This window comes from Actinomyces gerencseriae DSM 6844, from assembly GCF_000429265.1.
Taxonomy (GTDB): Bacteria; Actinomycetota; Actinomycetes; order Actinomycetales; family Actinomycetaceae; genus Actinomyces; species Actinomyces gerencseriae.
In genome coordinates, this window is sequence record NZ_AUBN01000003.1 from 232,541 (window position 1) to 256,232 (window position 23,692).

At 71.4% G+C, this 23,692-nt stretch carries 21 protein-coding genes and 1 pseudogene; 9 read left to right on the plus strand and 13 right to left on the minus strand.

Going from position 1 to position 23,692, the window contains the following annotated elements; genetic code table 11:
* Nucleotides 1-18: 18 nt before the first annotated feature.
* Nucleotides 19-1,002 carry an EamA family transporter RarD gene (rarD, locus tag G448_RS0101055; protein ID WP_245572135.1) on the minus strand — a complete coding sequence of 328 codons (984 nt, stop codon included), beginning with the start codon at nt 1,000-1,002 and terminating at the stop codon, nt 19-21.
* A 160-nt stretch (nt 1,003-1,162) separates the two neighbouring features.
* Here rarD and rbfA point away from each other — a divergent pair, with 160 nt between their 5' ends.
* On the plus strand, nt 1,163-1,651 hold the full coding sequence (gene rbfA, locus G448_RS14620) for a 30S ribosome-binding factor RbfA (RefSeq protein WP_051268482.1): 489 nt from the start codon (nt 1,163-1,165) through the stop codon (nt 1,649-1,651).
* On the plus strand, nt 1,648-2,760 hold the full coding sequence (truB, locus tag G448_RS0101065; protein WP_026406460.1) for a tRNA pseudouridine(55) synthase TruB: 1,113 nt from the start codon (nt 1,648-1,650) through the stop codon (nt 2,758-2,760). The genes rbfA and truB overlap by 4 nt, the downstream gene beginning before the upstream one ends.
* A gap of 184 nt (nt 2,761-2,944) precedes the next feature.
* Here the strand turns inward: truB and G448_RS0101070 are convergent, their stop codons facing one another.
* From G448_RS0101070 to G448_RS14625, 3 genes are read right to left on the minus strand one after another with little or no spacing between them, the layout of a single operon-like run.
* Nucleotides 2,945-3,733, minus strand: a complete 789-nt coding sequence (locus tag G448_RS0101070) for an ABC transporter ATP-binding protein (protein WP_026406461.1) — start codon at nt 3,731-3,733, stop codon at nt 2,945-2,947.
* A gap of 11 nt (nt 3,734-3,744) precedes the next feature.
* A complete protein-coding gene (locus G448_RS0101075) occupies nt 3,745-6,063 on the minus strand; it encodes an FtsX-like permease family protein (protein WP_026406462.1) in 2,319 nt (772 codons plus the stop codon).
* Nucleotides 6,057-7,445 carry an MFS transporter gene (locus G448_RS14625; protein ID WP_084436186.1) on the minus strand — a complete coding sequence of 463 codons (1,389 nt, stop codon included), beginning with the start codon at nt 7,443-7,445 and terminating at the stop codon, nt 6,057-6,059. Before G448_RS14625 ends, G448_RS0101075 begins: the two co-directional genes overlap by 7 nt.
* 546 nt (nt 7,446-7,991) lie before the next feature.
* Between G448_RS14625 and G448_RS0101085 the strand changes: the two genes are divergently transcribed.
* Nucleotides 7,992-9,038, plus strand: a complete 1,047-nt coding sequence (locus tag G448_RS0101085) for a bifunctional riboflavin kinase/FAD synthetase (protein ID WP_026406463.1) — start codon at nt 7,992-7,994, stop codon at nt 9,036-9,038.
* A gap of 37 nt (nt 9,039-9,075) precedes the next feature.
* On the opposite strand, the gene G448_RS0101090 is transcribed toward G448_RS0101085, so the two are convergent.
* A complete protein-coding gene (locus G448_RS0101090; RefSeq protein ID WP_026406464.1) occupies nt 9,076-10,170 on the minus strand; it encodes an extracellular catalytic domain type 1 short-chain-length polyhydroxyalkanoate depolymerase in 1,095 nt (364 codons plus the stop codon).
* Between the two features lie 327 nt (nt 10,171-10,497).
* Between G448_RS0101090 and rpsO the strand changes: the two genes are divergently transcribed.
* On the plus strand, nt 10,498-10,767 hold the full coding sequence (gene rpsO / locus G448_RS0101095; RefSeq protein ID WP_026406465.1) for a 30S ribosomal protein S15: 270 nt from the start codon (nt 10,498-10,500) through the stop codon (nt 10,765-10,767).
* Between the two features lie 136 nt (nt 10,768-10,903).
* Here rpsO and fucO read toward each other — a convergent pair whose 3' ends face one another.
* Nucleotides 10,904-12,055: a lactaldehyde reductase gene (gene fucO / locus G448_RS0101100; RefSeq protein ID WP_026406466.1), complete on the minus strand. Its 1,152-nt coding sequence runs from the start codon at nt 12,053-12,055 to the stop codon at nt 10,904-10,906.
* Between the two features lie 708 nt (nt 12,056-12,763).
* On the opposite strand from fucO, the gene G448_RS0101105 reads away from it, so the two are divergent.
* Both G448_RS0101105 and G448_RS0101110 read left to right on the plus strand, forming a co-directional pair.
* Nucleotides 12,764-15,154: a polyribonucleotide nucleotidyltransferase gene (locus G448_RS0101105; RefSeq protein ID WP_026406467.1), complete on the plus strand. Its 2,391-nt coding sequence runs from the start codon at nt 12,764-12,766 to the stop codon at nt 15,152-15,154.
* 237 nt (nt 15,155-15,391) lie between these two features.
* The gene (locus tag G448_RS0101110; protein ID WP_026406468.1) at nt 15,392-16,771 is read left to right on the plus strand and encodes a M16 family metallopeptidase; all 1,380 of its coding nucleotides are present in this window, start codon (nt 15,392-15,394) and stop codon (nt 16,769-16,771) included.
* 240 nt (nt 16,772-17,011) lie between these two features.
* Here G448_RS0101110 and G448_RS14630 read toward each other — a convergent pair.
* Nucleotides 17,012-18,098, minus strand: a pseudogene (locus tag G448_RS14630) (IS256 family transposase).
* Between the two features lie 559 nt (nt 18,099-18,657).
* Here G448_RS14630 and G448_RS0101120 point away from each other — a divergent pair.
* Together G448_RS0101120 and G448_RS17255 are read left to right on the plus strand one after the other, a co-directional pair.
* A complete protein-coding gene (locus G448_RS0101120; RefSeq protein WP_026406469.1) occupies nt 18,658-18,882 on the plus strand; it encodes a hypothetical protein in 225 nt (74 codons plus the stop codon).
* Nucleotides 18,879-19,214 carry a helix-turn-helix transcriptional regulator gene (locus tag G448_RS17255; RefSeq protein WP_245572124.1) on the plus strand — a complete coding sequence of 112 codons (336 nt, stop codon included), beginning with the start codon at nt 18,879-18,881 and terminating at the stop codon, nt 19,212-19,214. Before G448_RS0101120 ends, G448_RS17255 begins: the two co-directional genes overlap by 4 nt.
* Here G448_RS17255 and G448_RS0101130 read toward each other — a convergent pair.
* The 6 genes from G448_RS0101130 to G448_RS0101155 all read right to left on the minus strand — a co-directional run bounded on the left by G448_RS0101130 (nt 19,192) and on the right by G448_RS0101155 (nt 22,892).
* Nucleotides 19,192-19,575, minus strand: coding sequence for a hypothetical protein (locus G448_RS0101130; RefSeq protein WP_026406470.1), 384 nt, complete (start codon nt 19,573-19,575; stop codon nt 19,192-19,194). The two genes, G448_RS17255 and G448_RS0101130, sit on opposite strands and share 23 nt — an antisense overlap.
* An 11-nt stretch (nt 19,576-19,586) precedes the next feature.
* Nucleotides 19,587-20,321, minus strand: a complete 735-nt coding sequence (locus G448_RS0101135; protein WP_026406471.1) for an ATP-binding cassette domain-containing protein — start codon at nt 20,319-20,321, stop codon at nt 19,587-19,589.
* A 68-nt stretch (nt 20,322-20,389) separates the two neighbouring features.
* Nucleotides 20,390-20,932: a PadR family transcriptional regulator gene (locus tag G448_RS0101140; protein ID WP_026406472.1), complete on the minus strand. Its 543-nt coding sequence runs from the start codon at nt 20,930-20,932 to the stop codon at nt 20,390-20,392.
* Nucleotides 20,933-21,007: 75 nt separating this feature from the next.
* Nucleotides 21,008-21,286 (minus strand): hypothetical protein, encoded by a 279-nt coding sequence (locus G448_RS17935; protein ID WP_156910880.1) that lies wholly within the window; start codon nt 21,284-21,286, stop codon nt 21,008-21,010.
* Between the two features lie 243 nt (nt 21,287-21,529).
* Complete coding sequence (locus G448_RS17940) at nt 21,530-21,850, minus strand: transposase (protein WP_156910881.1); 321 nt, start codon at nt 21,848-21,850, stop codon at nt 21,530-21,532.
* A gap of 145 nt (nt 21,851-21,995) precedes the next feature.
* Nucleotides 21,996-22,892, minus strand: coding sequence for an oxidoreductase (locus G448_RS0101155; RefSeq protein WP_026406474.1), 897 nt, complete (start codon nt 22,890-22,892; stop codon nt 21,996-21,998).
* Between the two features lie 122 nt (nt 22,893-23,014).
* On the opposite strand from G448_RS0101155, the gene G448_RS14635 reads away from it, so the two are divergent.
* Nucleotides 23,015-23,677 carry a TetR/AcrR family transcriptional regulator gene (locus G448_RS14635; protein WP_084436190.1) on the plus strand — a complete coding sequence of 221 codons (663 nt, stop codon included), beginning with the start codon at nt 23,015-23,017 and terminating at the stop codon, nt 23,675-23,677.
* Nucleotides 23,678-23,692 lie beyond the last annotated feature (15 nt).

The window sequence follows — 23,692 nt, forward strand, 5'->3', positions numbered from 1 at the left end:
GCGGCGCCCCGACCGCTCTCACGCGCGGCGCACGCGCGGTCGGCGGGTCGCCTCGCGCACGGCATCGGCCACGAAGATCGCGACCGCGATCCACACCAGCACCATGGCCGCCCAGCGGGCCGGCGGAATCTCCTCGTGGAACACCGCCCACGCCAGGATGAACTGGATGATCGGCGCGATGTACTGACTCATTCCCACCACGCTCAGCGGTACCCGGCGCGTCCCGGCCGCGAAGAGCAGCAGCGGCACTGCCGTGACCGGTCCGGCCACGATGAGCAGGGCCACCATCGACCAGCCCGTCTGCGGCCCCTGCCAGGCGGACTGGCCCCGCAGGGCCAGATGGCCCAGGTATCCCATCGCCACGGGGCAGACCATGGCGCTCTCCACCGTCAGGCCGGTCAGCGCATCGACTCGCGGCCCGATCCGCTTCTTGACCAGGCCGTACAGCCCGAACGAGAGGGCCAGGGCCAGGGAGATCCACGGCAGGGAGCCCTGCAGCGCCACCAGGAGCACCACGGCCGCGGTCGCCAGGCCGATCGAGACCCGGTGGACGGGGCGCAGCCGCTCGCGCAGCACCAGGGAGGCCAGGGCCACCGTCACCAGCGGGTTGATGAAGTAGCCCAGGGCCGCGTCGGCCGTCCGCGCGGTGTTGACGCCGTAGACGTAGATGAGCCAGTTGACCGAGACCAGCGCTCCCGAGACGGCCAGGGTTCCCAGCAGGCGGGGCGTGCGCAGCGCGCGGACCAGCTGCGACCAGCGGCGTCGTGCGGCGACGAGGAGCAGACAGGTCGCAAGGGTCCACACGATGCGATGGCCGATGATCTCCACGCTGCCCGCGTCCGCCAGCAGGTGGAAGTACAGGGGGAAGACGCCCCACAGGGTGTAGCACCCGACGACCAGGGCCATCCCGGTGCCGTCGAGCCCAGCGCCCTCCCGTCGCGGGGCGGGCACGGGCGCGTCGGGGGAGGAGTGCATGGTGCGGATCCGTTCGCAGTCGGACATCACGGCGGCACGGGACCGTCGCTCCGCGTAGCATAGTGCGGCGTGCTGCCGGGCATCGCAACGGCTCACGGAGCACAGTTCCTCCACACGCCCCCGCGTTCGCCCAGTCCGGAGGCCGCCCGCCATCAGATCCACGACCGTCCACCCCGAGGAGCCCGCCATGGCCGACGCCGCCCGCGCCCGCAAGGTCGCCGACCGAATCCACCAGACCGTCGCCCGCCTCCTGCAGGGGCGGATCAAGGACCCGCGCCTGGGATTCGTCACCATCACCGACGTGCGCGTCACCGGCGACCTCCAGCAGGCGACGATCTTCTACACGGTCTACGGCAGTGACGAGGACCGCAGCGACAGCGCCGCCGCCCTGAGCTCGGCCAAGGGACTGATCCGCTCCGAGGTGGGCCGGGCACTCGGGATCCGCCTGACGCCGTCGCTGACCTTCCAGCTCGATGCCCTCCCCGCGCAGGCCAGGTCCTTCGACGACGCCCTGGCCCGGGCGCGCGCCAGGGATGAGGAGATCGCTCGCGCTCACGCCGGCGCCGCCCACGCCGGCGACGCCGATCCGTACAGGCACGACAACGAGCCCGACGACGCCGGTCGGGCCGCCGGGGCGGAGGCGGACGCGACCGGAGCCGACGGGACGCGGGCGTGAGGGCGACTCGCCCGGACGTGCCCCGGGGCGCCGCGACGGCCGGCGACGGCATCGTCCTGGTCGACAAGCTGGCGGGTCTGTCCAGCCACGACGTCGTCGCCCTCACCCGCCGCCTGGCCGCCACGCGCAAGGTGGGTCACGCCGGCACTCTCGACCCCATGGCCACCGGCCTGCTGGTCCTGGGCGTCGGCCGCGCCACGCGCCTGCTGACCTACCTCGTCGGCGCCGACAAGACCTACGAGGCCACCGTGCGCCTGGGGCAGGAGACCACCACCGAGGACGCCGAGGGCGGGGTCACCACCGCTCGGGGCTGCCGGATCGACGACCTGCCCGCCGCCCGTCTCGACGAGGCGTTGGACCGCCTGACCGGTCCGATCCAGCAGGTGCCCAGCGCCGTGTCCGCCATCAGGGTCGACGGCATGCGCTCCTACGAGCGGGTGCGCCGCGGTCAGGACGTCGAGCTGGCGGCCAGATCCGTCACCATCCACGCGCTGGAGCTGCGCGGCCGCCCGCGTGCCGCTGCGGCCGTGAACGGCAACGGGACGGCGGGAGCCGCCGGTGCGGCCGGCTCCGTCGGCTCCGTCGGTGCAGCCGATACGGTCGAGGTCGTCGATATCGACCTGCGCGTGGCCTGCTCCTCGGGGACCTACGTGCGCGCCCTCGCCAGGGACCTGGGCGCCGCCCTGGGATGCGGGGCGCACCTGACGGCCCTCAGGCGCACCCGGGTCGGCCCCTTCGGCGTCGACGAGGCCGCCACTCTCGGCGCGCTGAGCGCCCGGGTGGAGTCCGACGCCGCTGCCGCCCGGCCGCGAGGACTGAGCGTGCTGCCCGTGCCGACGGCGGCGCGCCGGTGCTTCGAGGCGGTGGAGCTCACCGGGTCGGAGGCGCGCGCCCTCGGCCACGGCCAGTTCCTGCCGGCATCCCTCCTGGACCGGGCCCGAGCCCCCGAGCACCCCATCGTTCCCACGGCCGCGGTCCCGGCGGGATCGGCGACCCCGGCGGGCCGGCGGAGGGTGACCGCCGGGTTCGCCCCGGACGGCGCCGTCGTGGCGCTGCTGGCCCGCGAAGGCGCCCGTGCCCGCCCCGTGCTGGTGCTGGCCCCGGCATGAGCGGAGAATCCGGCTCGACGACGACCTCGGGACGGATGACGGCCGCCGATGCCGGGCCCGGAGGCGTCGCGCTCGCCGTGCTCGCTGCGCGCCCGAGTCGGTGCGGGAGGCCCGGGGAGCCGCCGGGGCCTCCCGGGGTCGTCCGACGGGGTCGGGCCCGCGGCGGCTCCGGAGTTGGTGCCGGTCACACGGAGCGGCGTTGCAGGGCCTCCGAGACGGTGGACAGGCGCTGTGCGGCCCGGGCCTCCTCGTACTCGCCCAGCGCCAAGTCCTCGGCGATGGATCCGTCGACGAGCACCAGCACCCGGTCCGCCCGGGTCGCCACCCGGGCGTCGTGGGTGACCATGACGAGGGTCGTTCCCGAGGCGTGCACCTGGCCGAGCAGATCGAGGATCTGCTGCGCGGTGGCCGAGTTGAGCGCCCCGGTGGGCTCGTCGGCGAAGACGATCCCGGGGTCGTTGATGAGCGCCCGGCAGATGCCGGCCCGCTGCAGCTGGCCCCCGGAGACCTCGGTGACGCCGTTGTCGGCCAGGTCCGCGATCCCCATGCGCTCCATGAGGCTCCGGCCCCGCGCCGTGATCTCCGGGCGCGGGCGCAGCCCGGCCAGGTAGCCCGGCAGGACGATGTTGTCCAGCAGGCACAGGGTGGGCATCAGGTGAGCCTGCTGGAAGACGAAGCCGAAGCGCGTCAGCCGCAGCGCCGCCAGCTCCTTCTCGCTCAGGGCGGTGACGTCGGTGTCGCCCAGGAGGATCGAGCCGGCGCTGGGGCGGTCCATGCCGCTCAGGCAGTGCAGGAGGGTGGACTTCCCGGATCCGGAGGGCCCCATGATCGCGACGAACTGTCCCCGCTCGATGTCCAGGTCGAGGCTCTCCAGGACGGGGGAGCGGTAGCTCTTCGACAGGCCTCTGGCGCACAGCGCCGGGGGCGTGGATCCGCTCCTCGTCATGGTGCTCGACGGGGTCGAGGTGTGCATGTGATCTTTCCTCATTCGCTGGTCGGGGTCGTGGACAGGGGCATGGCGCGCAGACGTCTGAGGGCCAGGGCGACGGCGCCGGTGACGGTGGCCAGCAGTGCTCCTGGCAGGATCACTCCCACCAGCCACGGGTCGGGGAGGAGCTGGAGGTCGGGCGCTCCCCGGGTGGCCATGACCGCCCCGATCGCGGACTGCCCCACCGTGAAGGTTCCCAGGAGCCCCAGCGCGACTCCCGTCAGGGCGAGCGCGCCGAAACGGACGAGGTACTGGCCCGCGATGGCGCGTCCGGTGCAGCCCAAGGCCCGCAGCACCCCCACCTGGAGTCTCTCCCGGGACAGGATCAGGACGGTGAACAGGATTGTGATGAGGAAGGACAGCCCCAGCGCGATGGCGCAGGCCATGATGGTGATGAGACGGACCTGGGAGCCGGTGGCCCCGAAGAACTGGGAGGCGTACTCGTTCATGCCGATCGCCTGGACTCCCGCGAACTCCTGGCTCAGGTCGTGGGCGACGACGTCGGCCTGGTCCTCGCTGTGCACATCGGCGTAGATGATCTGCCACAGCGCCGGGGCGCCGTCGTCGAAAGTGGCCTTGGCGGTCAGCCCGTTGTTGGTGATGTCCTGGTAGACGCCCGTGACCGTGAGGTCCCTGTTCCCCTGCGCCGTCTGCACGGTGACGGTGGAGCCCTCCTCGGCGCCGACGGCCCGGGCCTGGCTGTAGGACAGGGAGACCTCGTCGTCGGAGGCGGGGCCATGACCGGAGATGTACCTCATGGGGAAGGCCTCGTGGTCGCCGATGTCGATGAGCACCGTCTCCCACGTGCCGCTGCTCGTGGCCATCTTGTAGTTGCGGCGCAGCACGGTGGCGTGCCGGCTGACACGGGGGTCGGAGTCGACCGCCCTCTCCACGGCGGCCAGGTCCTGGACCCCGGTGCGCACGTCGATGCGCAGATCAGCCTGGCCGACGCCCAGGTAGGTGGCGATCTGCGGGTCGCTCAAGGTGGTGGAGACGTTGGCCGGCAGCACCATGGTGACGGTGCACAGCGCCAGGACGCCCAGCAGCAGCGCGTTGGAGGGGCGCAGGGCCTCGCGCGCCCCGAGCCACACCTGGACCGGGAGCCGGCGCACACCGGTCAGCCGCCACCGCCGGCGGCGCGGGCGCAGAGTCCCGCTGGTCCCGCTGCGCAGGGCCTCGATCGCCGAGATGCGCCCGATGCGCCGCAGGGAGGCCCACGTGGAGGCGATGACGGCCGCGGCCAGCACCAGGACCGTCAGGACGGGCAGTCCCAGGCTCCAGACGGTGGTGGGGGGTGAGCCCAGGTAGAGCGTCGTCGGCGCCTCCAGCGCCGCTGCCAGCGGCTGTCCCGCCGCGTAGCCCACGACGGCGCCCACCGCTGACAGCGCCAGGTACTTGAGCACGTAGAGGCGGCGTATCCGGCTCTGCGGGGCGCCGATGGCCTTGAGCACCGCGATCTGGGCCAGGTCCGTCTCGATGGCCGCCAGCACCGTGTAGCGCAGGGCGAGCATGGCGACGACCGCGAGGACGACCGCGACGATGAGGGCGACGGCCACGATGAGCATGGCGTTCAGGGAATTCATGAACTGGATCATCGAGGCGCTGACGTTGATGCCGTTGCTGGGCAGGCCCGCCTCCTTGTAGTCGTCGATGACGGCGCCGGGACGGGCGGAGTCGGCCAGGGCGAATTCGATGAGGTACTCGGGCTCGGTGATCTGCTGCTCCAGGGCGGAGAAGTCCTCGGGGCTGATCACCAGGCGCTTGGAGGGGATGATGGCGGCGTTCATCTGCGCGTCCCGCATGAAGCCCGCCACCGTCAGCTCGGTCCTCGTCCCCCCGGCGCTCACGGTGACCGCGTCCCCGACGTCCGCCGCTCCGATGGCCCGGTAGTGGATCGGCAGGAACACCTCGCCCGGTCCCGGGTGGACCGGGTCGCCGTTGTCATCCAGCAGCAGGTCGAGGTGCTCGGGGGAGGTGACGAAGGCGGGCTCGCTGTAGGAGTCGGACTGGACGACTCCGTTGATCGAGAGCTCCTGGCGCGGTACCGGCAGAGTCTTGATGACCTCGTGATCGGTGACGTCGTCGCGCGCGGCGGCCCACCGGTCGATGGCTCCGCGATCGACCTGCCCGGTGTGCATCTGGACCAGGTCCGGCAGCTCGGCCCGCGTGGAGAGCCGGCTGGTCGCCGACAGGCTGTCCACGATGAGGGAGGTGCCGGCCGACATCAGCGTGGCGGCCAGTGCGACGAGGGCGGTCAGGGTGGCGGCGACGACGGCGCCGCGCGCCAGGTCGGCCCTGAGGAGTCGAGTCAGCACGGGACGGCCCTCGCGGTCGACCGTGTCGCGCGCCCCGTTCGCTCCGCCCGCTCCGCAAGCGCTGCTGACCGGGGACCACTCGTCCCGGTCCGGGTCTCCGCCTGCGGGGATTCCCGTCCACCGGCGGGGGAGGGAGGGGTCAAGGACCGGCGCCGCGAGTGGATGACGGCGGCCAGTCCGATGGTGACCAGGCCCGCCAGGGCCACCAGCAGAGCCGCGCCGCGCCCCGTCCCGGTGCCCATGACCGCTCCCAGGCCGTGGGCCAGCGCGCCGTCGGACGTCAGGAGCGGCTGGAGGACGCGGTCGGCCAGGGGCCCGGCGCTCACATAGGCGACGACGTACCCCAGCTGGGAGATGAGGCTGATCGTCCCCCAGGCCCGGGCCTGATAGTCCCCGTCCACGCTCATGCGCACCAGGGTCTCGGCTCCGGCGTTGCACAGGGCCAGGCTGGCGAAGACGGCGAATCCCGTGACCGCGGCCCACCAGGGCCATACGCGCAGGGCCAGGAGCACCATGGCCGCGCCCGCGCCCGCCGTCCCCAGGGTCAGCAGCGTCGTGGGGCGCAGGCGCGCCAGGGCGGTCACCAGGCCGGCGCCGGCCAGGATGCCGGTGGCCGCCGCGGTCTCCACCTGGCCCATGGTGGTCGTGCCCACGTGGGGGAGCAGGATCGGCTTGAGCAGCACCTGCAGCGTGCCGATGGTCAGGGTCACGAAGGTCATGAGGGCCACGAGACCTCTCACGCCGGGACGCGCCGTGACGGCGCGCCAGCCGCCCAGGAGATGGTCGGCCGGGGAGGCGGCGCCCCGCTCGCCGGCGCTCCGGCGCCCGACGGCGCGCATGACGATGATCGAGCAGGTCACGGTCACCAGGCAGGTGGAGGCGTCCAGGGCCAAAAGGCCCCGCAGTCCCACCAGGGACAGCAGAAGACCGGCCAGCAGCGGGGACAGCAGGTAGCGTGCGGAGGAGGCGGCCTGCAGCATGCCGGCGCTGCGCAGGTAGTCCTCCTCATCGACCAGGTCGGTGACGGAGGCGCGCAGCGCGGGCTCGGTCAGGGCCGCCAGGCAGGAGGAGGCCGCCACGCCCGCCAGGATGTGAGCGAGCCGGGGCGAGGGCGTGCTCAGCACCAGGATGATGGCGACCAGCCCGAGCACGGATCCGCCGTCGCCGATGATCATCATGAGCCTGCGGTCGAAGTGGTCCGCCAGGGCTCCGGCCACCGGGGCCAGGAGGATGATCGGGGCGAAGGCGCACAGCTGGACCAGGGCCACGGCTGAGGCCGTCCCGTAGGCGGAGTAGGCGAAGACGGCCAGGCCGAAGGCGGTCAGCCCGCTGCCCACGGAGTTGACGAGCGTGCCGATCAGCAGCAGGTGGAGGTGCTTCATCGCTCACCGCCTCGGGGCGACGTCGCAGGACCGGACGCGAGTCCCGGTGGGGTCTGGGCGACGTGCGCGGCAGCGGCGCGGCGCGCCGTCCGATCCGCCTCGCCGGTGACGACGCGGTCCTCCGAAGGCGATCCGGCGGGTCGCCGGGGAACTGGTGTGCGTGTGTTGGGGGCCATGGCTCCTCGCGATGTGTCGAGCGGGCCCGTGCCGGGCTCCGGGGTGGATGGGCTGATGGACGCCGAGAGGCGGACGGGGCGATATGGGACATGACCCGACCGACCGTCGGTCTAGTTCGAGGGTAGCCTCCTCCGCCGAGGGCGGTCAACCCGGACGCCCCGGGCCCCCGGTCGGGCGCCGCCCGGCTCGACCGGGACGAGGGGGGAGGGACCCGCGGGCGGCTCGCACCCCGGTGATGCCGTCGCCGCTGATCCGTTGCGAGAGGGACCCGCGGGCGGCGGCTCGCGCGGCGCGGTCCGCTCGTGGCAGTGTTGACCCGCAAGATCGGTGGTCGTTCCGCCGAGTGGATCGAGAACAGGATTGCCCGCAGTGGAGGTCTGGTACGGCGCCGAGCAGGTGCCCGCGAGTCTGAGTGCGCCTGGTGGGCCGGGCAGCGTGGTGACCATCGGCGTCTTCGACGGCGTGCACCGCGGGCATCAGGCGATCCTGAGCCGGGTTGTCGAGCGGGCCCGCCGGGCGGGGGGCGCCGGGCCGTTGGCGGTGGCCGTGACCTTCGACCCGCACCCGGTGCTGGTTCACCACCCCGAGGCCCACCTGCCCATGGTCGCCTCCCTGGCGGACCGGCTCACGGCCCTGGCGGCCACCGGCCTGGACGCCGTCCTCGTGATCCCCTACACCCTCGACTTCGCCGACCAGGGCCCCGAGGAGTTCGTGCGCACCTGGCTCGAGGAGCTGCTCGGGGCGCGGGCGGTCGTCGTGGGCGACGACGTGCGCTTCGGGCGCGGTAATAGCGGTGATGCGGCGAGACTGGGGCGGATAGGTCGTGCCGACGGCCTGGCCGTGGAGATCGTCGCCGACGTGCGCTCCCCCTCGGGGCGCCGCTGGTCGTCCACCTGGGTGCGCGAGCTCCTCAGGGCGGGTGACATGCGCGGGGCCGCCGAGGTCCTGGGGCGCACCCATCGTCTGCGCGGCACCGTCGTCCACGGGCTGCGGCGCGGTCGCGAGCTGGGCTTCCCCACGGCCAATCTCGACGCCGCCAGTGCGGGCGTGGTCCCGCCCGACGGCGTCTACGCCGGATGGCTCGTGCGCTCGTCCGGCGCCGGGGCCCTCTCCGACCCGCGGGACCGCGCGCCGCGCGAGGAGCGGTTGCCGGCCGCGATCTCCATCGGCACCAACCCGACTTTCGACGACGTCCCCCAGCGCACCGTCGAGGCGCACGTGCTGGGGCGCGGCGATCTCGACCTGTACGGGGAGGTCGTCGCCATCGAGCTCGTCGAGCTGCTGCGCCCCATGCTCGCCTTCGACGGCCTGGAGCCGCTGCTGGTCCAGATGCGCCAGGACGTCATCGACACCGCTCACGTCCTGGCCGTCCCGGTTCCCGAGCCGATCCGCCCGGAGGACGTCACGGCCGGCTGATGGGGCCGGCCGACCGAGAGCGGTCGTCAGCCCGTCGTCAGCCCTTGGGGTGCTCGGCGAAGAACTCCCACATCAGCTCGGAGGCGCTGATCTCCCGAGTCGTGGTTCCCAGGGCGCTCAGGTCGGCCGAGGTCCCCGGCCAGGTGTGCCCGCCGCCGGCGATCGTGTAGGCCACGACGTCCGCGCCCCGGCTGCAGCCCTGGTGGGCGGTGCGCTCGACGTGCTCGCTGATCTGCTCGGTCGTCGTCCCCGTGCACTCGTCGAGATCGGCCCACCTCTGGACGGCGGTGGCGACGTCGTAGCCCCACCGCGGGTCGTTGTCGCCCCTGTAGGGGTTGACGAGATCGGCCGTTCCGTGGAACGTCATGACCGACACGCCCTGGGCGGAGGCGCAGGTGGTCGTGTCGATGACGGTGGGGTCCTCCTCGCTCGCCCGACCCGCGCGCAGGCCCGCCACCGGTGCGATGGCGGCGACGAGGTCGGGGCGGGCGCAGGCGAGGGCGGAGGCCATGCGGCCGCCGCCGGAGAAACCGGTGACGTAGACGCGCTGGGGATCCGCGCAGCCCTGAGCGGTGAGCTCCTCGATGACGGCGGCCAGGAAGTCGACGTCGTCGCGCGCGTCCTCCGGCGGCAGCCGGCCGGCGGTGGTGGGAACGCCCGGGACGTTCCAGGCCCAGTTCCCGTCGGCCAGCGGACTGCTCGACTCCGTCGCGATCGCCGCGGACGGCTGCGCCACGATGAAGCCGGTCTCGTCGGAGTCGGCGACGGCGTCCAGGTCGGAGATGCTGGCCTGGAAGAAGCCGTTCGAGTCCGAGCCGTGCAGGTCCAGGACCAGGGGCAGGGGCGTCTCCGGATCGGACGCCTCGGGGACGTGCACCCGGACGGGGTAGGTGGTTCCGTCGAAGTCGATGTCGAGCGTCCGGGTCCCGCTGAGCGTGCGACTGCACTGCGTCGCGGCCGGGGCCGTATCGGCCGACGGGGTGACGTCGGGCGTCGGGGCGGGCGAGGAGCCGGTCGCGGAGGGCCGCGAGGTCGTGCGCTGGAGGACCGACGTCGCCGTGATCAGGGCGGCGATGATGAGGAGGGAGAGGCCTCCGATGAGGAGGGGGCGACGTGGCGGGCGACGTGACATGGGTCCTTCCTTGTCCGCCGGGGCTCCTGGCTGCGGCGCGAGAGTGGGCGGGAACGGCTCGTGCGGGGCGCACGGCGACGGGCGGGCCCGTCTCCAGCCGCCCCGAGCACACTGCGGATTATAACGGCGGGGTCTCCGCGGTCGCGGCTCGACGGCGGCGCCGGCCGCCCGCGGGTCGTGTGCGCGAGCCCACGGGCCGCACGGCCCGGTGCGGGTGTGGGTGCCGGTGGGGACTGGTAGTGTTGGCGGGCCGTCGACCGGCCGCGGACGAGTCATGCCCGGGAGAACCAGCCCCGGCGCTCCGCGCAACGAGGATCAGGAGCCGTCGTGTCGATTTCCGCCAAGCGCAAGCAGGAGCTCATCGCCGAGTACGCCACTCACGAGGGGGACACGGGCTCCCCGGAGGTCCAGGTCGCCATCCTGTCGGAGCGCATCTCCAATCTCACCGAGCACTTCAAGACCCACACGCACGACCACCACTCGCGCCGGGGCCTCTATCTGCTCATCGGTAAGCGCCGTCGCCTCCTCGACTACCTCATGGAGGAGGACATCGGGCGCTACCGCTCGCTGATCTCCCGTCTCGGCATTCGCCGCTGAGGCCGGCGTCCCCGCTCCTCCCGAGGGTTTCCTTCGAGTCCTCGTCGGGACTGCGCCGCACGATCCGGTGCGCTCCGGTCCCGCCGCCGCATGCGGGAGCGGAGCGTCATCGACGGGCCCGCCCCCGCGCTCAGTCTCAGAGCAGCGAGCGGTAGAGGGCCTCGATGTCCTCCCGGGTCGCCGGCCGCGGGTTGCCCGGGGTGCACACGTCGTTGAAGGCGTCCTCGGCCAGGGCGGCGACGCCCGAGGCGTCCACGCCGATCTCCGAGATCCGCGTGGGGTTGCCGAGGTCGGTCGTCAGGGTCGCGACGGCCTCGACGGCGGCGGCGCGGGCATCGGCCAGCGGCATGGTTCGGGCCCCCTCGGCACCGAAGGCCTCGGCGATGTCGCGGTACTTCTCCCCGGTGAACTCCGCGTTGTAGGCCATGACCGGCGCGAGCAGGATGCCGTTGGCCACTCCGTGGGGCGCGCCGTAGCGCCCGCCCAGCGGGTGGGCCATGCCGTGGACCAGGCCGAGACCGACGTTGGAGTAGGCCATGCCGTTGATGTAGGCGGCCAGTCCCATCGCCTCGACGGCGTCGGCGTCGCCGTCGGCCGCCTTGCGCAGGTTCGTCGCGATCATCCGGATGGAGCGCAGGCACAGGGCGTCGCTCAGCTCCCAGGCGCCGGGTGTGATGTAGCCCTCGATGGCGTGAGTCAGGGCGTCCAGGCCGGTGGCGACCTTGAGGGAGCGGGGCATGGCGTCCATCAGGTCGGGGTCGACGACGGCGACCACCGGGATGTCGTGCGGGTCCACGCACACGAACTTGCGCCTGTTCGCGGTGTCGGTGATGACGTAGTTGATCGTGGTCTCCGATGCGGTCCCGGCGGTCGTGGGCACGCCGATGATCGGCACGCCCGGGTTCTTCGTGGGCGACACGCCCTCCAGGCTCAGGACGTCCTCGAACTCGGGGTTGGTGGCGATGACCGAGATGGCCTTGCAGGTGTCCTGCGGGGACCCGCCGCCCAGGCCGATGAGGATCTCGGCGCCGGATGCGCGGAAGGCGGCCAGACCCGCCTGGACCTTCTCGATGGGCGGGTTGGGGACGACGTCGGAGAAGAGATCCCAGCCGATGCCGGCGCCGTCGAGGAGGTCGGTGATGCGGGTCGCCGTCCCATTGCCCGCCAGGACCGGGTCGGTGACGATGAAGGCCCTGCTCAGGCCCCGGCCGGTGATCTCCGCGGGGATGGCGGAGACGGCGCCGCGGCCGAAGTGGCCGGTCTGGTTGAAGATCATGCGGTGGGTCATGACGGGTGCTCCTCGAACGGACGGTGCCGGTGCGGTCCGGCGTGATCGGTGCGGCCGGTGCGAGTCGCCGCGAGTCGGTGCGGTCGTGACGGCGGCGCCCATCCGGCATGTCCACGATCACATGCGAGGCGGCCCGGGGGGCAGGCCCGAAGGTCCCTGGTGCCGGGGTGCCGGGGTGCCGGACGCGGCGCGTGGGCGCTGCGCCTCGCCCGCGCGACGGCGCGGTGGCCTGCCGGCCCCGGGCGCGGGCCGCGGGACGGCACTCGCCCGCCGCCGCTGCCGCCGCCCTCACCCCGGGCGCGGGCCGCGGGACGAGAGCCTCGGGCGGGCCCCGCGGGCCCCGGCCCTCCGGGGACTCGTGGGGCGCGTCGCGCGTCCCATCTCACGCCGACACGGGGGCGGGGACGCGTTGAGGCCGACACCTCCACGGTAGGATCATCGCGCCCGCACGTGTGCGCGCGCCCGTGATTCCCGGGTCGGATGCATGCTGAGGACCGGCAAGGACCGGCGTCGGAGCGACGCCGCCTCATCGGCGCGGGCCCGGGACCCGGGGACAAGCCCGGCCCCGGACGGCAGGAGCCGTCGGTTTTCGGTGGTGGCCTCCGGAACGGCGCGCGTCGGTCGCGGCGCGACTGCTCTGTTCCGTGGGCCTCGATCGAAGACCGCGCTCCGGCCCCAGAGGAAACCTGAGAAAGAGACGCATCGCAGATGTTCATTGACGACCCCGAGGTCACCGCCGCCGAGGCAGTGATCGACAACGGTGCCTTCGGCAAGCGCGTGGTCCGCTTCGAGACCGGCCGCCTCGCCAAGCAGGCGGCCGGAAGCGCCATGGCCTATCTCGACGGCGAGACGGCCATCCTGTCCGCCACGACCGTGGGCAAGCACCCCAAGGACCAGTTCGACTTCTTCCCGCTCACCGTCGACGTGGAGGAGCGCCAGTACGCCGCCGGGCGCATCCCCGGATCCTTCTTCCGCCGCGAGGGCCGAGCCGGCACTTCCGCCATCCTCGCCTGCCGACTCATCGACCGCCCGCTGCGCCCCTCCTTCGTCAAGGGGCTGCGCAACGAGGTCCAGGTCATCGAGACGATCCTGGCCATCGATCCCGACGACGCCTACGACGTCCTGGCCATCAACGCGGCCTCCATGTCCACCCAGATCGCGGGCCTACCCTTCTCGGGGCCCGTCGCGGGCACCCGCCTGGCCCTCATCGACGGCCAGTGGGTGGCCTTCCCCCGCTACTCCGAGCTCGAGCGCGCTACCTTCAACATGGTGGTGGCGGGCCGGGTCCTGGAGTCCGGCGACGTCGCCATCATGATGGTCGAGGCCGGTGCCACCGAGAACGCCTGGAACCTCATCGCCACCGGTGCCACGGCCCCCACCGAGGCCGTCGTCGCCGAGGCCCTGGAGGCCGCCAAGCCGCACATCAAGGCGCTGTGCGAGGCTCAGATGGAGGTCGCCGCCCGCGCCTCGAAGCCCACCGCCGAGTTCCCGCTCTACCTGGACTACACCGACGAGCAGTACGACGCCGTGGAGAGGGCCGCGGAGACGCACGATCTGGCCGGCGCCATCGCCACCGAGGGCAAGCAGGCCCGCGACCAGGCCATCGACGCCGTGCGCGAGGGGGTCCTCGCCGAGCTGGCCGAGCGGTTCGGGGCCGAGGAGGACGCCAAGGCGCTCAAGGCCGCCTTCAGGTCCGTGACCAAGAAGCTGGTGCGTCACCGCACCCTGACCGAGGGCGTGCGCATGGACGGCCGCGGCACGAAGGACATCCGCACGCTGGCGGCCGAGGTGGAGGTTCTGCCCCGCGTTCACGGGTCGGCCGTCTTCGAGCGCGGCGAGACCCAGATCCTGGGCGTCACCACGCTCAACATGCTGCGCATGGAGCAGCAGATCGACGACCTCTCCCCGATCACGCACAAGCGCTACATGCACCAGTACGTCTTCCCGCCCTTCTCCACCGGTGAGACCGGTCGGGTGGGCGCTCCCAAGCGCCGCGAGATCGGCCACGGGGCCCTGGCCGAGCGCGCGCTCGTGCCGGTGCTGCCCAGCCGCGACGACTTCCCCTACGCCATCCGCCAGGTCTCCGAGGCCCTCGGCTCCAACGGGTCGACGTCCATGGGCTCCGTGTGCGCCTCGACGCTGTCGCTGCTCAACGCGGGCGTGCCGCTGCGCGCCCCGGTGGCGGGCATCGCCATGGGCCTCATGCACGAGGAGATCGACGGCGAGACCACGTGGGCCACGCTGACCGACATCCTCGGATCGGAGGACGCCTTCGGCGACATGGACTTCAAGGTCGCCGGCACCCGTGACTTCATCACGGCCCTCCAGCTCGACACCAAGCTCGACGGGCTGCCCTCGGAGATCCTCGCCGGCGCGCTCGGGCAGGCCCGTGACGCCCGTCTGTTCATCCTCGACGTCCTGGCTCAGGCCATCGACGGCCCCGACGAGATGGCATCGACCGCGCCGCGCGTCCTGGCCGTGCGCATCCCCGTGGACAAGATCGGCGAGGTCATCGGCCCCAAGGGCAAGATGATCAACCAGATCCAGGAGGACACCGGCGCGGACCTCACGGTGGAGGACGACGGCACCGTCTACATCGGCGCCTCCGACGGCCCGTCCGCCGAGGCCGCCCGTGACGCCGTCAACGCCATCGCCAACCCGCAGATGCCGGAGATCGGCGAGCGCTTCGTGGGCACCGTCGTCAAGACGACGACCTTCGGCGCCTTCGTCTCCCTGACCCCGGGCAAGGACGGTCTGCTGCACGTCTCGCAGATCCGCCGTCTGGTGGGCGGCAAGCGCGTGGAGAACGTGGAGGACGTCCTGGGCGTCGGCGACAAGGTTCAGGTCGAGCTGGCCGAGATCGACCAGCGCGGCAAGCTGAGTCTGCACGCCGTCCTGTCCGACGAGCAGCTGGCCGCCGAGGCCGAGAACAAGGCGGCGCACTCGCACTCCGGCGGCGGGAGTGGGGAGCGTCGCGAGCGTCGCCCGCGTCGCGAGCGCGCCGAGCGCACCGAGCGCTCGGACGGCGATGGCGAGCGTCGTGAGCGCCGCCCGCGACGGCGCCGCACCCGCACGGTCGAGTCCTCCGAGGAGGAGTGAGCGACGGGCGACCGCGCGCTGATGCCGGCGGGGCCGGGACGCTGCGAGGCGGCCCGGCCCCGCCGCCCCGTCTCCTCCGTCGAGATCGGTCGAGTTCCGCGTCGAGATCGGTCCGGGGCGCCGGGAGAGCACGTCGCGCCCGTCCGCGTGCCCGGTGGGGCGGCGGGGCGCCACCCCGTCGGTGAGGGGGCTCCGCCCCGGTACCGGTGACGGCGCCGGGCCCGTTAGGCTCATCCGGTGACCAACCCGTCCCCCTCCACCGCTGGCGCCCTCGGGAGCAGGGCCACCAGCTACGCCGAGGCCGATCTCCTGCGCGGTACTGCGGGCGCTCCCGGCACCGAGTTGCGCTTGACCGACGACAGCGCCGTGCTGCGCCGTTCGATTCTGCCCGGTGGTGTGCGCGTCATCACCGAGTCCGTGCCGGGTCTGCGCTCGGCGTCGATCGGCATGTGGTTCGGCGTCGGGTCCCGTGATGAGGCCGCGGGCCAGGAGGGCTCCACCCACTTCCTGGAGCACCTGCTGTTCAAGGGCACCGCCACGCGCGACGCCCACGACATCGCCGAGGCCTTCGACATGATCGGCGGCGAGTCCAACGCCGCCACCTCCAAGGAGCACACCTCCTACTACGCCCGCGTGCTCGCCCCCGACGCCATGGAGGCACTCGATGTACTCGCCGACATGGTGACCTCCTCCCTCCTGGAACCGACCGACGTTGAGACCGAGCGCGGCGTCATCGTCTCCGAGCTCGCCGACGCCGCCGACGACCCGGCCGACGTCGCCCAGGAGGCATTCGCCCGTGCCGCCTTCGGCGAGGACACGCCGCTGGGCCGGCCCATCGGCGGCACCAACGAGACTGTCATCGCCGTGCCGCGCGACGCCGTGTGGGAGCACTACAGGCGCACCTACGCCTCCGACTCCCTCGTGGTGGCGGCTGCCGGCGCCGTGGACCACGACGAGGTCTGCGAGCGGGTGGCCGCCGATCTGGCCGCCGCCGGGTGGGATGCCTCGGCCGACGCCGCCCCCCGGGAGCGCCGTTTCGAGGTCGAGCCCTTCACGCCGCTGGACGTCCACGACATCACCGTCTCCCGTGAGGGCGAGCAGACCCACCTGTACCTGACCTGCCAGGGCATCGCCGTGCTCGACGAGAGGCGCTGGGCGATGAGCGTGCTCACCACCATCCTGGGCGGAGGCATGTCCTCTCGTCTGTTCCAGGAGGTGCGCGAGAAGCGCGGCCTGGCCTACACCACCTACGCCTTCGACGTCTCCCACGCCGGTGCCGGGGCCTTCGGGCTCTACGCCGGCTGCGCCCCGAGCAACGTGGACGAGGTGTGCGCTGTCATGGTCGGGGAGTTCGAGAGGCTCGCGGCCGACGGCGTGAGTGAGCGCGAGTTGCGGCGCGCCCGCGGCCAGCTGCGCGGCGCCATGGTGCTCGGGGGAGAGGACTCCCTTGCGCGCATGGGGCGCCTGGGCCGCGGCGAGGTCGTCACCGGCCGCCTGCGCTCCATGGAGGAGAACCTGCGGCGCCTGAGCGCCGTCACTGCCGAGGAGGTGCGTGAGATGGCCGCCTGGCTGGCGGGACACGCCCGCGCCCGCGTCCTCGTCGGCCCCAGGGCCTAATCGGGTGGGAGTATGTGTCACGCTGCGGCAGCCGTCGCCGTAGGGGTGCCGACGTCGTCGCGAGAGAACTGCGTCGGCGGAGGCATCCACATCCTTGTCGTGCAGGCTTTCAGACAGGCTGATGGACGAGTGACGTGGAGCCCGTGGGCCGGGGGCGCGCCCGAGGCTGGTTAAGAAGCGGCCTCGACAGTCCGTGCGGAGCGAGGCGCGGTCAAGTCTTTTGGTGTGGTGTAGTTGTGGTTAGGGGTTGAGGATGATGGTGCTGTGGTCGGTTAGGGCGTGCTGGTCGTGGGAGAGTGTGTGGGTGAGGTTTCTGAGGGAGGCTTCGGACAGGTAGCGGCGTTCGCCGTACTGCCACTCTTCGTGCTGCTCGAGCAGGACGGCGCCGATCAGGCGGGTGACGGACTGCCGGTCGGGGAAGACCTGCACGACGTCGGCGCGGCGCTTGACCTCGCGGTTGAGGCGCTCGATGGGGTTGTTGGACCAGATCTTGGGCCAGTGCTGTTTGGGGAGGGCCGCAAACGCGGTGCAGCGCTGCCAGGCGGCGCCGGGCAGGATCGCCTTGACCGCGGAGCGGATACCGGCGTGGGCGTCGCTGGTGACCAGCACGACCCCCTCGGGGGCCTGGTCGGTGGTGACCCTCAGTCCCCGCTGGCGCAGGGACCGCAGGAAGGGCGTCCAAAAGTCGGTGGTCTCGGCGTCGCCGAGAGCCATGCCCAGGATCTCGCGACGTCCTTGGGCTGAAACCCCGGTGGCGACCACCAGGGCCTGGCAGACCACCCGGTGGCCCAGGCGTACGTCGAGGTAGGTGGCGTCCACGAACAGGTAGGGGAACCAGGTGTGGTCCAGTGGCCGGGGCAGAAACTCCGCGACTCCCTCGCCGATGTCCTTGCAGATCCTTGAGACGGTGGATCTGGAGGTACCGGACTCGTTGCCCAGGGCCTTGACCAGGTCATCGACCTTGCGGGTCGAGACCCCCCTCCCTCGATCCAGGCTGAGCAGATCACGGCGTACAGGGCCTTGTCGACCCGTTTGCGCGGTGACAGCAGGGACGGGAAGAACGATCCCTGCCGCAGCTTGGGGATGGCCAGGTCCACCTCCCCGGCCGTGGTGGCCAGCCTCTTGGGACGCCTCCCGTTGCGCCGTGTGCGCCGGTCCTGGGTGCGCTCGTAGCGGCCGGCGCCGATCACCGCGGTGGCCTCGGCGTCCACAAGGTCCTGCAGCCCGGCCTGAAGCAGACGACGCAAGGACGTCGTCATGGGCCAGGTCGGGGTCGGCCAGGACTTCCTGAATCAGCGCGGGGCACGGCAGACTTGTTCTCGGGCATCGTGGGTACTCCTTGGTGAATCCTGGTCGTGAACACACGGGCTCCCACGATGCCCCCTCGTGCGCCTACACCGCCTCAGGGACCAGCGCGGGAATTGCCACCACATAAGGGACTCACCCGCGCTATGCGAACAGCCCGCGCGCAAGGGAACGGCGTGACCGCGCTGGCACGTCAGTTTGGGGTTCACCGGGGCACGGTGTGGGCGAAGACGCGGTGACAGCACCTGAGGACCGGCGTGGAAGATGAACTCTTGCCCCCGGCCGAACAGGCGAGTGGCAGTCCGTGCGGCAACGGCTCCAGCGCCCGCATGACCAGCGTGCTGGTCATAGTGATAAGCACGCTTGTCTCATAGACAAGCGTGCTTGACACTTTGGAGCCATGTTCAAGTTCAGTGTTCGGGAATGGTTCGCAGTAGTCGGGGGATCGGTCGTGTTCTTCGCAGGCGCGGTCATCGGCGGTGTGCTCTACGCACTCGACGTTTTGCCCGCATGGGCGGGATGCGGGATGGGGTCTCGCCGTAGCCTCGATCCTTGGGTTGCTTCTCTTCATAGGCACAACAGTGCGTGGCCTGCTGCGCACTGACACCGAGGGGGTGGAGCGCCAGGACGCGGCGCGGGCGTCCATGATCGCGGTCCTCGTGATCGTCATGGCCGGGTTCGCCTACGCGCTCCTCGAAGCGTTCGCGGGCCTGCCGAGGATGATCGCCGCGGCGCCCGCAGCCGCGACCGCCCTCGTCCGGATGATCGCGTTCGCATGGCGGCTCCGCGGCGGTGAGGAAGGATGATCGCCAATCGTCTCCCCGTGCTGTGTGCCGAGCGCCGCTGGAGCCAAGCCGACCTCGCCGAACGTATCAACGTGTCACGGCAGACGATCGTCTCACTAGAGAACGGTCGATACGAGCCGACGCTGATAGATCGCCATGCGGTTGTCGGCAGTGTTCGATGCACCGATCGAGGAGATCTTCAGCCCAGACCCCGACGACCTCAGCCTCGTTCGCACAGACTGACCACACGCGCCCTCTCCCCACAAGACGCCGAACGCCTCGATTCATCTGGATGGACGCCCATACAGCGAGGCCACTACGAGCACATCGTTACCCTCCGCCCAGGGCGATGACGAGCGTTGCTGCTGCCAGCAGGAGGCTGGCCGGTGTCATCGTCCAGCGTTCGGCGGGGCTGCGCGAGATCGCGTTGAGCGCCACGCTCGCGGCGAAGAACGCGAACATCACCCAGGTCAAGACGATCACCGCTGCACTGTCTCCGGCCGGGAGAACGCCCGCACGGCTGAGCAGCAGGGCCGCCAACCCCGCGTACACCAGCACCGACGCCGCACTGGCGACGCGGAGCCCGCGCGGCAGAACGCGGTGCTGGCCGCCCCACCCGAAATGACCTAAGGGGAGGCCCGACGCGGCGAGGATCTGCATGACGGCGAGCGCCGCCAGCAGCGCGAGCGCGACGACAAGAGCGATGGCGGTCATGCGGTTTCCTCTCATCGAGCCACTGCATTGCGAGCACATGCGCGAGGATGCCGTGGTCCAGGGTCGCCCGCCGTTAGTGGTAGACCTGCTGGACGTCGTCCGAGACCTCTGTAGCATCGAGTTCCGCTGCCAACGAGGCGAGCCGATCGGCATCCGCCGCGATCCTCCCGCGCAGCACCGCGACGCACGCACGCGCGCCGGTCGGCTGCGGGAAGCCGTCCGAGCAAGCAGACCTTCGCGAGCATCGTCGGCCCGGCATCGGAGGCGGTGACCGGCGCGTGCATCCACTCGCGCCACGCCTGCTGGCCGGCATCGTTGACGACGTAGACCTTCTTGCGCCGACGAGAGTCGTCGGCGTCGAGGATCGTCACCCACCCATGCGACTCCAGTTGCCCGAGCGCGCGCTGGATACTCCCGGAACTGGCGGTGTAGAACAGCGAGATGCCCGCAGCGAACTGTTTGCGCATGTCGTAGAGCGAGAGCGGCCCATCCAGCAGGATGCCGAGGATCAAGAACCGCATGAGGTCGCTGAACGGATTCAGCCCCAAGACCCGGACGCTGCCCTGGGTGGGCCGGCGGAGACCTGCCAGCATCTCCACGGTCGTGGTCTTACCGGCACCGTTCGTGCCCAGCAGACCGAAGGTCTCCCCCGCGCGGAGCTGCAGGTCGATGCCGTCAACCGCCGTCTTGTACCGCTTGACCAGGTGCCGGGCATCGACAGCCAGAGGCGGAGTCGCGGTATCCATCATTCGCTCCTCAGATCGTGGGCCGTGCTCGGCCGGGTACGTGCTGGTAGGGCTCTTCCTGGTCACGGTCACTCCTGAGAGTTCTCGGTCGGCTCGGCGAGTCCGAGCAGCTGGCGCGTCTCGCGCAGCCACTCCCGTTCGGCCTCGGCGTGGACCAGGCCATTGCGCAGGGTCGCCGTCTGCAACAGCCCCATCAGGTCATCGGACCTGATCGTGATCGAGGACAACGTGGTCAACGCCTCGTTCATCTGACGCTCCCGCTCATCAAGCATCCTCTCCACCCCTTCCCGGCCGATCAGGGCGGCAAAGAACAGCCGGGCGAGGAACGGCTCCTTGGGAAGGTCCTCCTCTACCGGAGACGACAGCCAGTCCATCAGCTCCGCGCGCCCGGCGTCGGTCAGGGAGTGCACCTTGCGGTCGGGCTTGCCGTCCTGTCGCACCACCGCTGTCGTGATCGCCCCCGCCCCGCTCAGCCGGTCCAGCGTCCGATAGATCTGCGACCGGTCGGCGTGCCAGAAGTGCGCCACCGAACCTGCGAACGCACGTGCCAGGTCGTAACCACTCGCGGAACGGATCGACAGCAGCCCGAGGATCGCGTGCTTCAACTCCATGCCATATACTCTACTGCACACCTAGATGACTATGCACCTATGGGTTCGGAATCTACGAGCACGCTGGTGCTGCGGTCACCTGTCCAGGGACGGCCCGCCATAGCGTGGGCCGCGGTCTTGAGTCAGGGCGTGCGAGGATTGGAGTTGGCGGTGACGTTCCTCGACAGCACGGTCGGTGGCATCGCGCTGCGTCTGCTCGATGGCACGGGACTGCTTGATGCGTCGAAGTGCCTCGGTGGGGGTGAGTGCGCGTAATGCCTCGATTTCGGCGTGGGCTCGGTTTGCTGTGCGGGTCGCGTCCTCAACGTTCCGATGCGGGCGGGCGTTGAGGTAGGCGGCCTGGTTCTTCGCCACCGCATCCGTGCCGAAGATGCGGGCACACATGCGCAGGCGCGGCAGGTCGTCGGGTTCCAGCGACTTGCTGCTTGGCGTCGGCCTCGTGGCACTGGCCTCGATCTTTCATGGGGTGGTTGGGTGGGGCTGGGGTGGCGTCGTTGCCGGTGTGGTGGGTCTGATTGTGGCACGTGGGTGTGACGGCCTGCCGCGTGTCGGGCCGCGGTGGTCGGGCCTGTCCTGGGGACCGGAGGGGTTCTTCCTTCAGTGTTGTGGGGCGGGTATGGGACGGGGCCGCGTGCCTATGGGGCTGATAGGGCCCGCAGGTGCCTGAGCCCGGTGACAAGGAGGCTGGTGAAGGGGGTGGTGGGCCTTGTAGCGCAGCACGGTGCGTCGGGCGTGGCGGGCGATGACGGCGGGGATGCTCAGCAGGCGCAGGGCCCTGGGCTCCCACTTTCGGGCCGGGGTGCGGGCAAGCGCCAGTGTCTGGCAGAAGGCGAGGATGTCGCAGGTCAGGGCCACGATCAGGCACCAGGCGCGGGTGGCCAGGTCCTTGAGCACCTGGGAGTGATCCGGACATGACAAGCACGAGCAGTTATAGCGCGGATGGCATCCGAAGGGCTCCCTCGGCTTCCGGGCAGTGTGACAACCACCTGGCTACCAGGAGCCTTCACCCTCTCAACGACCAACACACCCCAGTTCCCAAACGGCCTCTCAGTCAGGTCCTGAGTCAGCGCAGGAAGCCGAAGGCGGCGCCGATGAGCTGGTCGAAGGCGCGGTCGGGCAGGACCCGGCGCGCGGCGATGAGCGGCTTGGCCATGAAGCCCACCGCGTAGCGGGTACGGGGGTGGCGGGCAGTGACGATCTTTCCGATGGTGCGGGCGATGACCGCGGGCGGGGAGTAGCGCCGCTGGTACGACTCGCTGCGCATGGCTCCGGCCACCGCCCTGATCTGGTCGGCGTAGGCGCTGCCCTCGGCCGTGGCCTCCAGATGGTCGGCGGCGATCGGCCACCATGCGGTGCGGATCGCGCCGGGCTCGACCACGACGACGTCGATGCCGAAGGGACGCAGCTCCATGCGCAGCGCGTCGCTCAGGGCCTCGACGGCGTACTTGGTGGCGTGGTACCAGCCGCCCAGCGGTGTGGTCAGTCTCCCGCCCATGGAGGAGATATTGATGATGGTGCCCGAGCCCTGGGCGCGCATGTGCGGGGTCACCAGCTGGGTGAGGCGGCCCAGACCGAAGACGTTGACCTCGAACTGGCGGCGGGCCTCGTCGATCGGGACGTCCTCGATGGCCCCGTAGGAGCCGTAGCCGGCGTTGTTGACCAGGATGTCGATGCGGCCGGTCTCCTCCAGGATGCGGTTCGCACCGGCGGTCATGGAGGCGTCGTCGGTGACGTCCATGGACAGCGGGCGGATGCCGTCGGCGGCCAGGGCCTGGAGACGGTCGGTGCGGCGGGCCGCGCCGTAGACGATGCAGCCCAGCGCCTGGAGCCTGCGGGCGGTGTCCTCGCCGATGCCGGAGGAGGCTCCGGTGACGAGCGCGGTACGGGTCGCGCCGTGGTCCGCCGAGCTCGTGGGAGAGCTCTTGGCGGTGGTGGCTTGGTTAGGCGTGGTGGTGGTCATCGTCTGAGGTGTCCTCTCACTAACATGAATCGATGTTCAGGCACTATCGTGAACCTAGATTCACATTCGTGCAACTGAGATGCTCGGCACGGTGCGGAGCAGGACGGGGGAGGCGCACAGGCATGACTCGGGCAACGGACGACGCGGCCGGGCGGGGTCGCTGTGGCGAGGTCGGGCGGGTCGCGACCGCTGCGACGGAGGCGGCGGCGACCGGGACGTCGCCGGGGACGTCGCCGAGGCGCGCCGACGCGGTGCGCAACCGGACCTCCATCCTGGAGGCCGCCAGGCAGCTGGTCACCGAGCAGGGGACTGAGGTCGCCATGGGGGAGATCGCTCGGGCGGCCGGCGTCGCTGTGGGCACGCTCTACCGGCACTTCCCCAACAAGGCGGACCTGCTCGCGGCGGTCGTCAACGAGTACGTCGAGGCCCTGGCCGATGACGCTCAGGACGCCTGGGCGCGCGTCGAGGCCGGACGGGCCGACGCCGCCCAGGAGCTCCTGGAGTTCCTGGAGCGGGCCCTGGAGATGATCTCCAGGAGCCATGCCGCCAAGGCCGTCGCTCAGGCGCTGGGCGCGCAGGTGGAGTACTCCGAGCCGGAGACCCGCGCCATCGAGGCGCTGGAGCGCCTCATCGAGGCGGGGCGGGCGAGCGGGCGGCTGCGCTCCGACCTCACCGTCTCCGACCTCTACATCCTCATGGTCTTCTACCCCGGTGACGGTTCTGTTGAGGTCCGTCGGCGCTGGCTGGAGCTCATCCGCCCAGGCCTGCTGGGGCACGGCGGGTAAGACGGCCCCTGCGGT

What these genes read in the sequence shown, in the direction of transcription:
- rarD (WP_245572135.1), bottom strand. Translation starts at nt 1,002, where the DNA reads ATGTCCGACTGCGAACGGATCCGCACCATGCACTCCTCCCCCGACGCG.
- rbfA (WP_051268482.1), top strand. Translation starts at nt 1,163, where the DNA reads ATGGCCGACGCCGCCCGCGCCCGCAAGGTCGCCGACCGAATCCACCAG.
- G448_RS0101070 (WP_026406461.1), bottom strand. Translation starts at nt 3,733, where the DNA reads ATGCACACCTCGACCCCGTCGAGCACCATGACGAGGAGCGGATCCACG.
- G448_RS14625 (WP_084436186.1), bottom strand. Translation starts at nt 7,445, where the DNA reads ATGAAGCACCTCCACCTGCTGCTGATCGGCACGCTCGTCAACTCCGTG.
- G448_RS0101090 (WP_026406464.1), bottom strand. Translation starts at nt 10,170, where the DNA reads ATGTCACGTCGCCCGCCACGTCGCCCCCTCCTCATCGGAGGCCTCTCC.
- fucO (WP_026406466.1), bottom strand. Translation starts at nt 12,055, where the DNA reads ATGACCCACCGCATGATCTTCAACCAGACCGGCCACTTCGGCCGCGGC.
- G448_RS0101105 (WP_026406467.1), top strand. Translation starts at nt 12,764, where the DNA reads ATGTTCATTGACGACCCCGAGGTCACCGCCGCCGAGGCAGTGATCGAC.
- G448_RS17255 (WP_245572124.1), top strand. Translation starts at nt 18,879, where the DNA reads ATGATCGCCAATCGTCTCCCCGTGCTGTGTGCCGAGCGCCGCTGGAGC.
- G448_RS0101130 (WP_026406470.1), bottom strand. Translation starts at nt 19,575, where the DNA reads ATGACCGCCATCGCTCTTGTCGTCGCGCTCGCGCTGCTGGCGGCGCTC.
- G448_RS0101135 (WP_026406471.1), bottom strand. Translation starts at nt 20,321, where the DNA reads ATGGATACCGCGACTCCGCCTCTGGCTGTCGATGCCCGGCACCTGGTC.
- G448_RS0101140 (WP_026406472.1), bottom strand. Translation starts at nt 20,932, where the DNA reads ATGGAGTTGAAGCACGCGATCCTCGGGCTGCTGTCGATCCGTTCCGCG.
- G448_RS0101155 (WP_026406474.1), bottom strand. Translation starts at nt 22,892, where the DNA reads ATGACCACCACCACGCCTAACCAAGCCACCACCGCCAAGAGCTCTCCC.
- G448_RS14635 (WP_084436190.1), top strand. Translation starts at nt 23,015, where the DNA reads ATGACTCGGGCAACGGACGACGCGGCCGGGCGGGGTCGCTGTGGCGAG.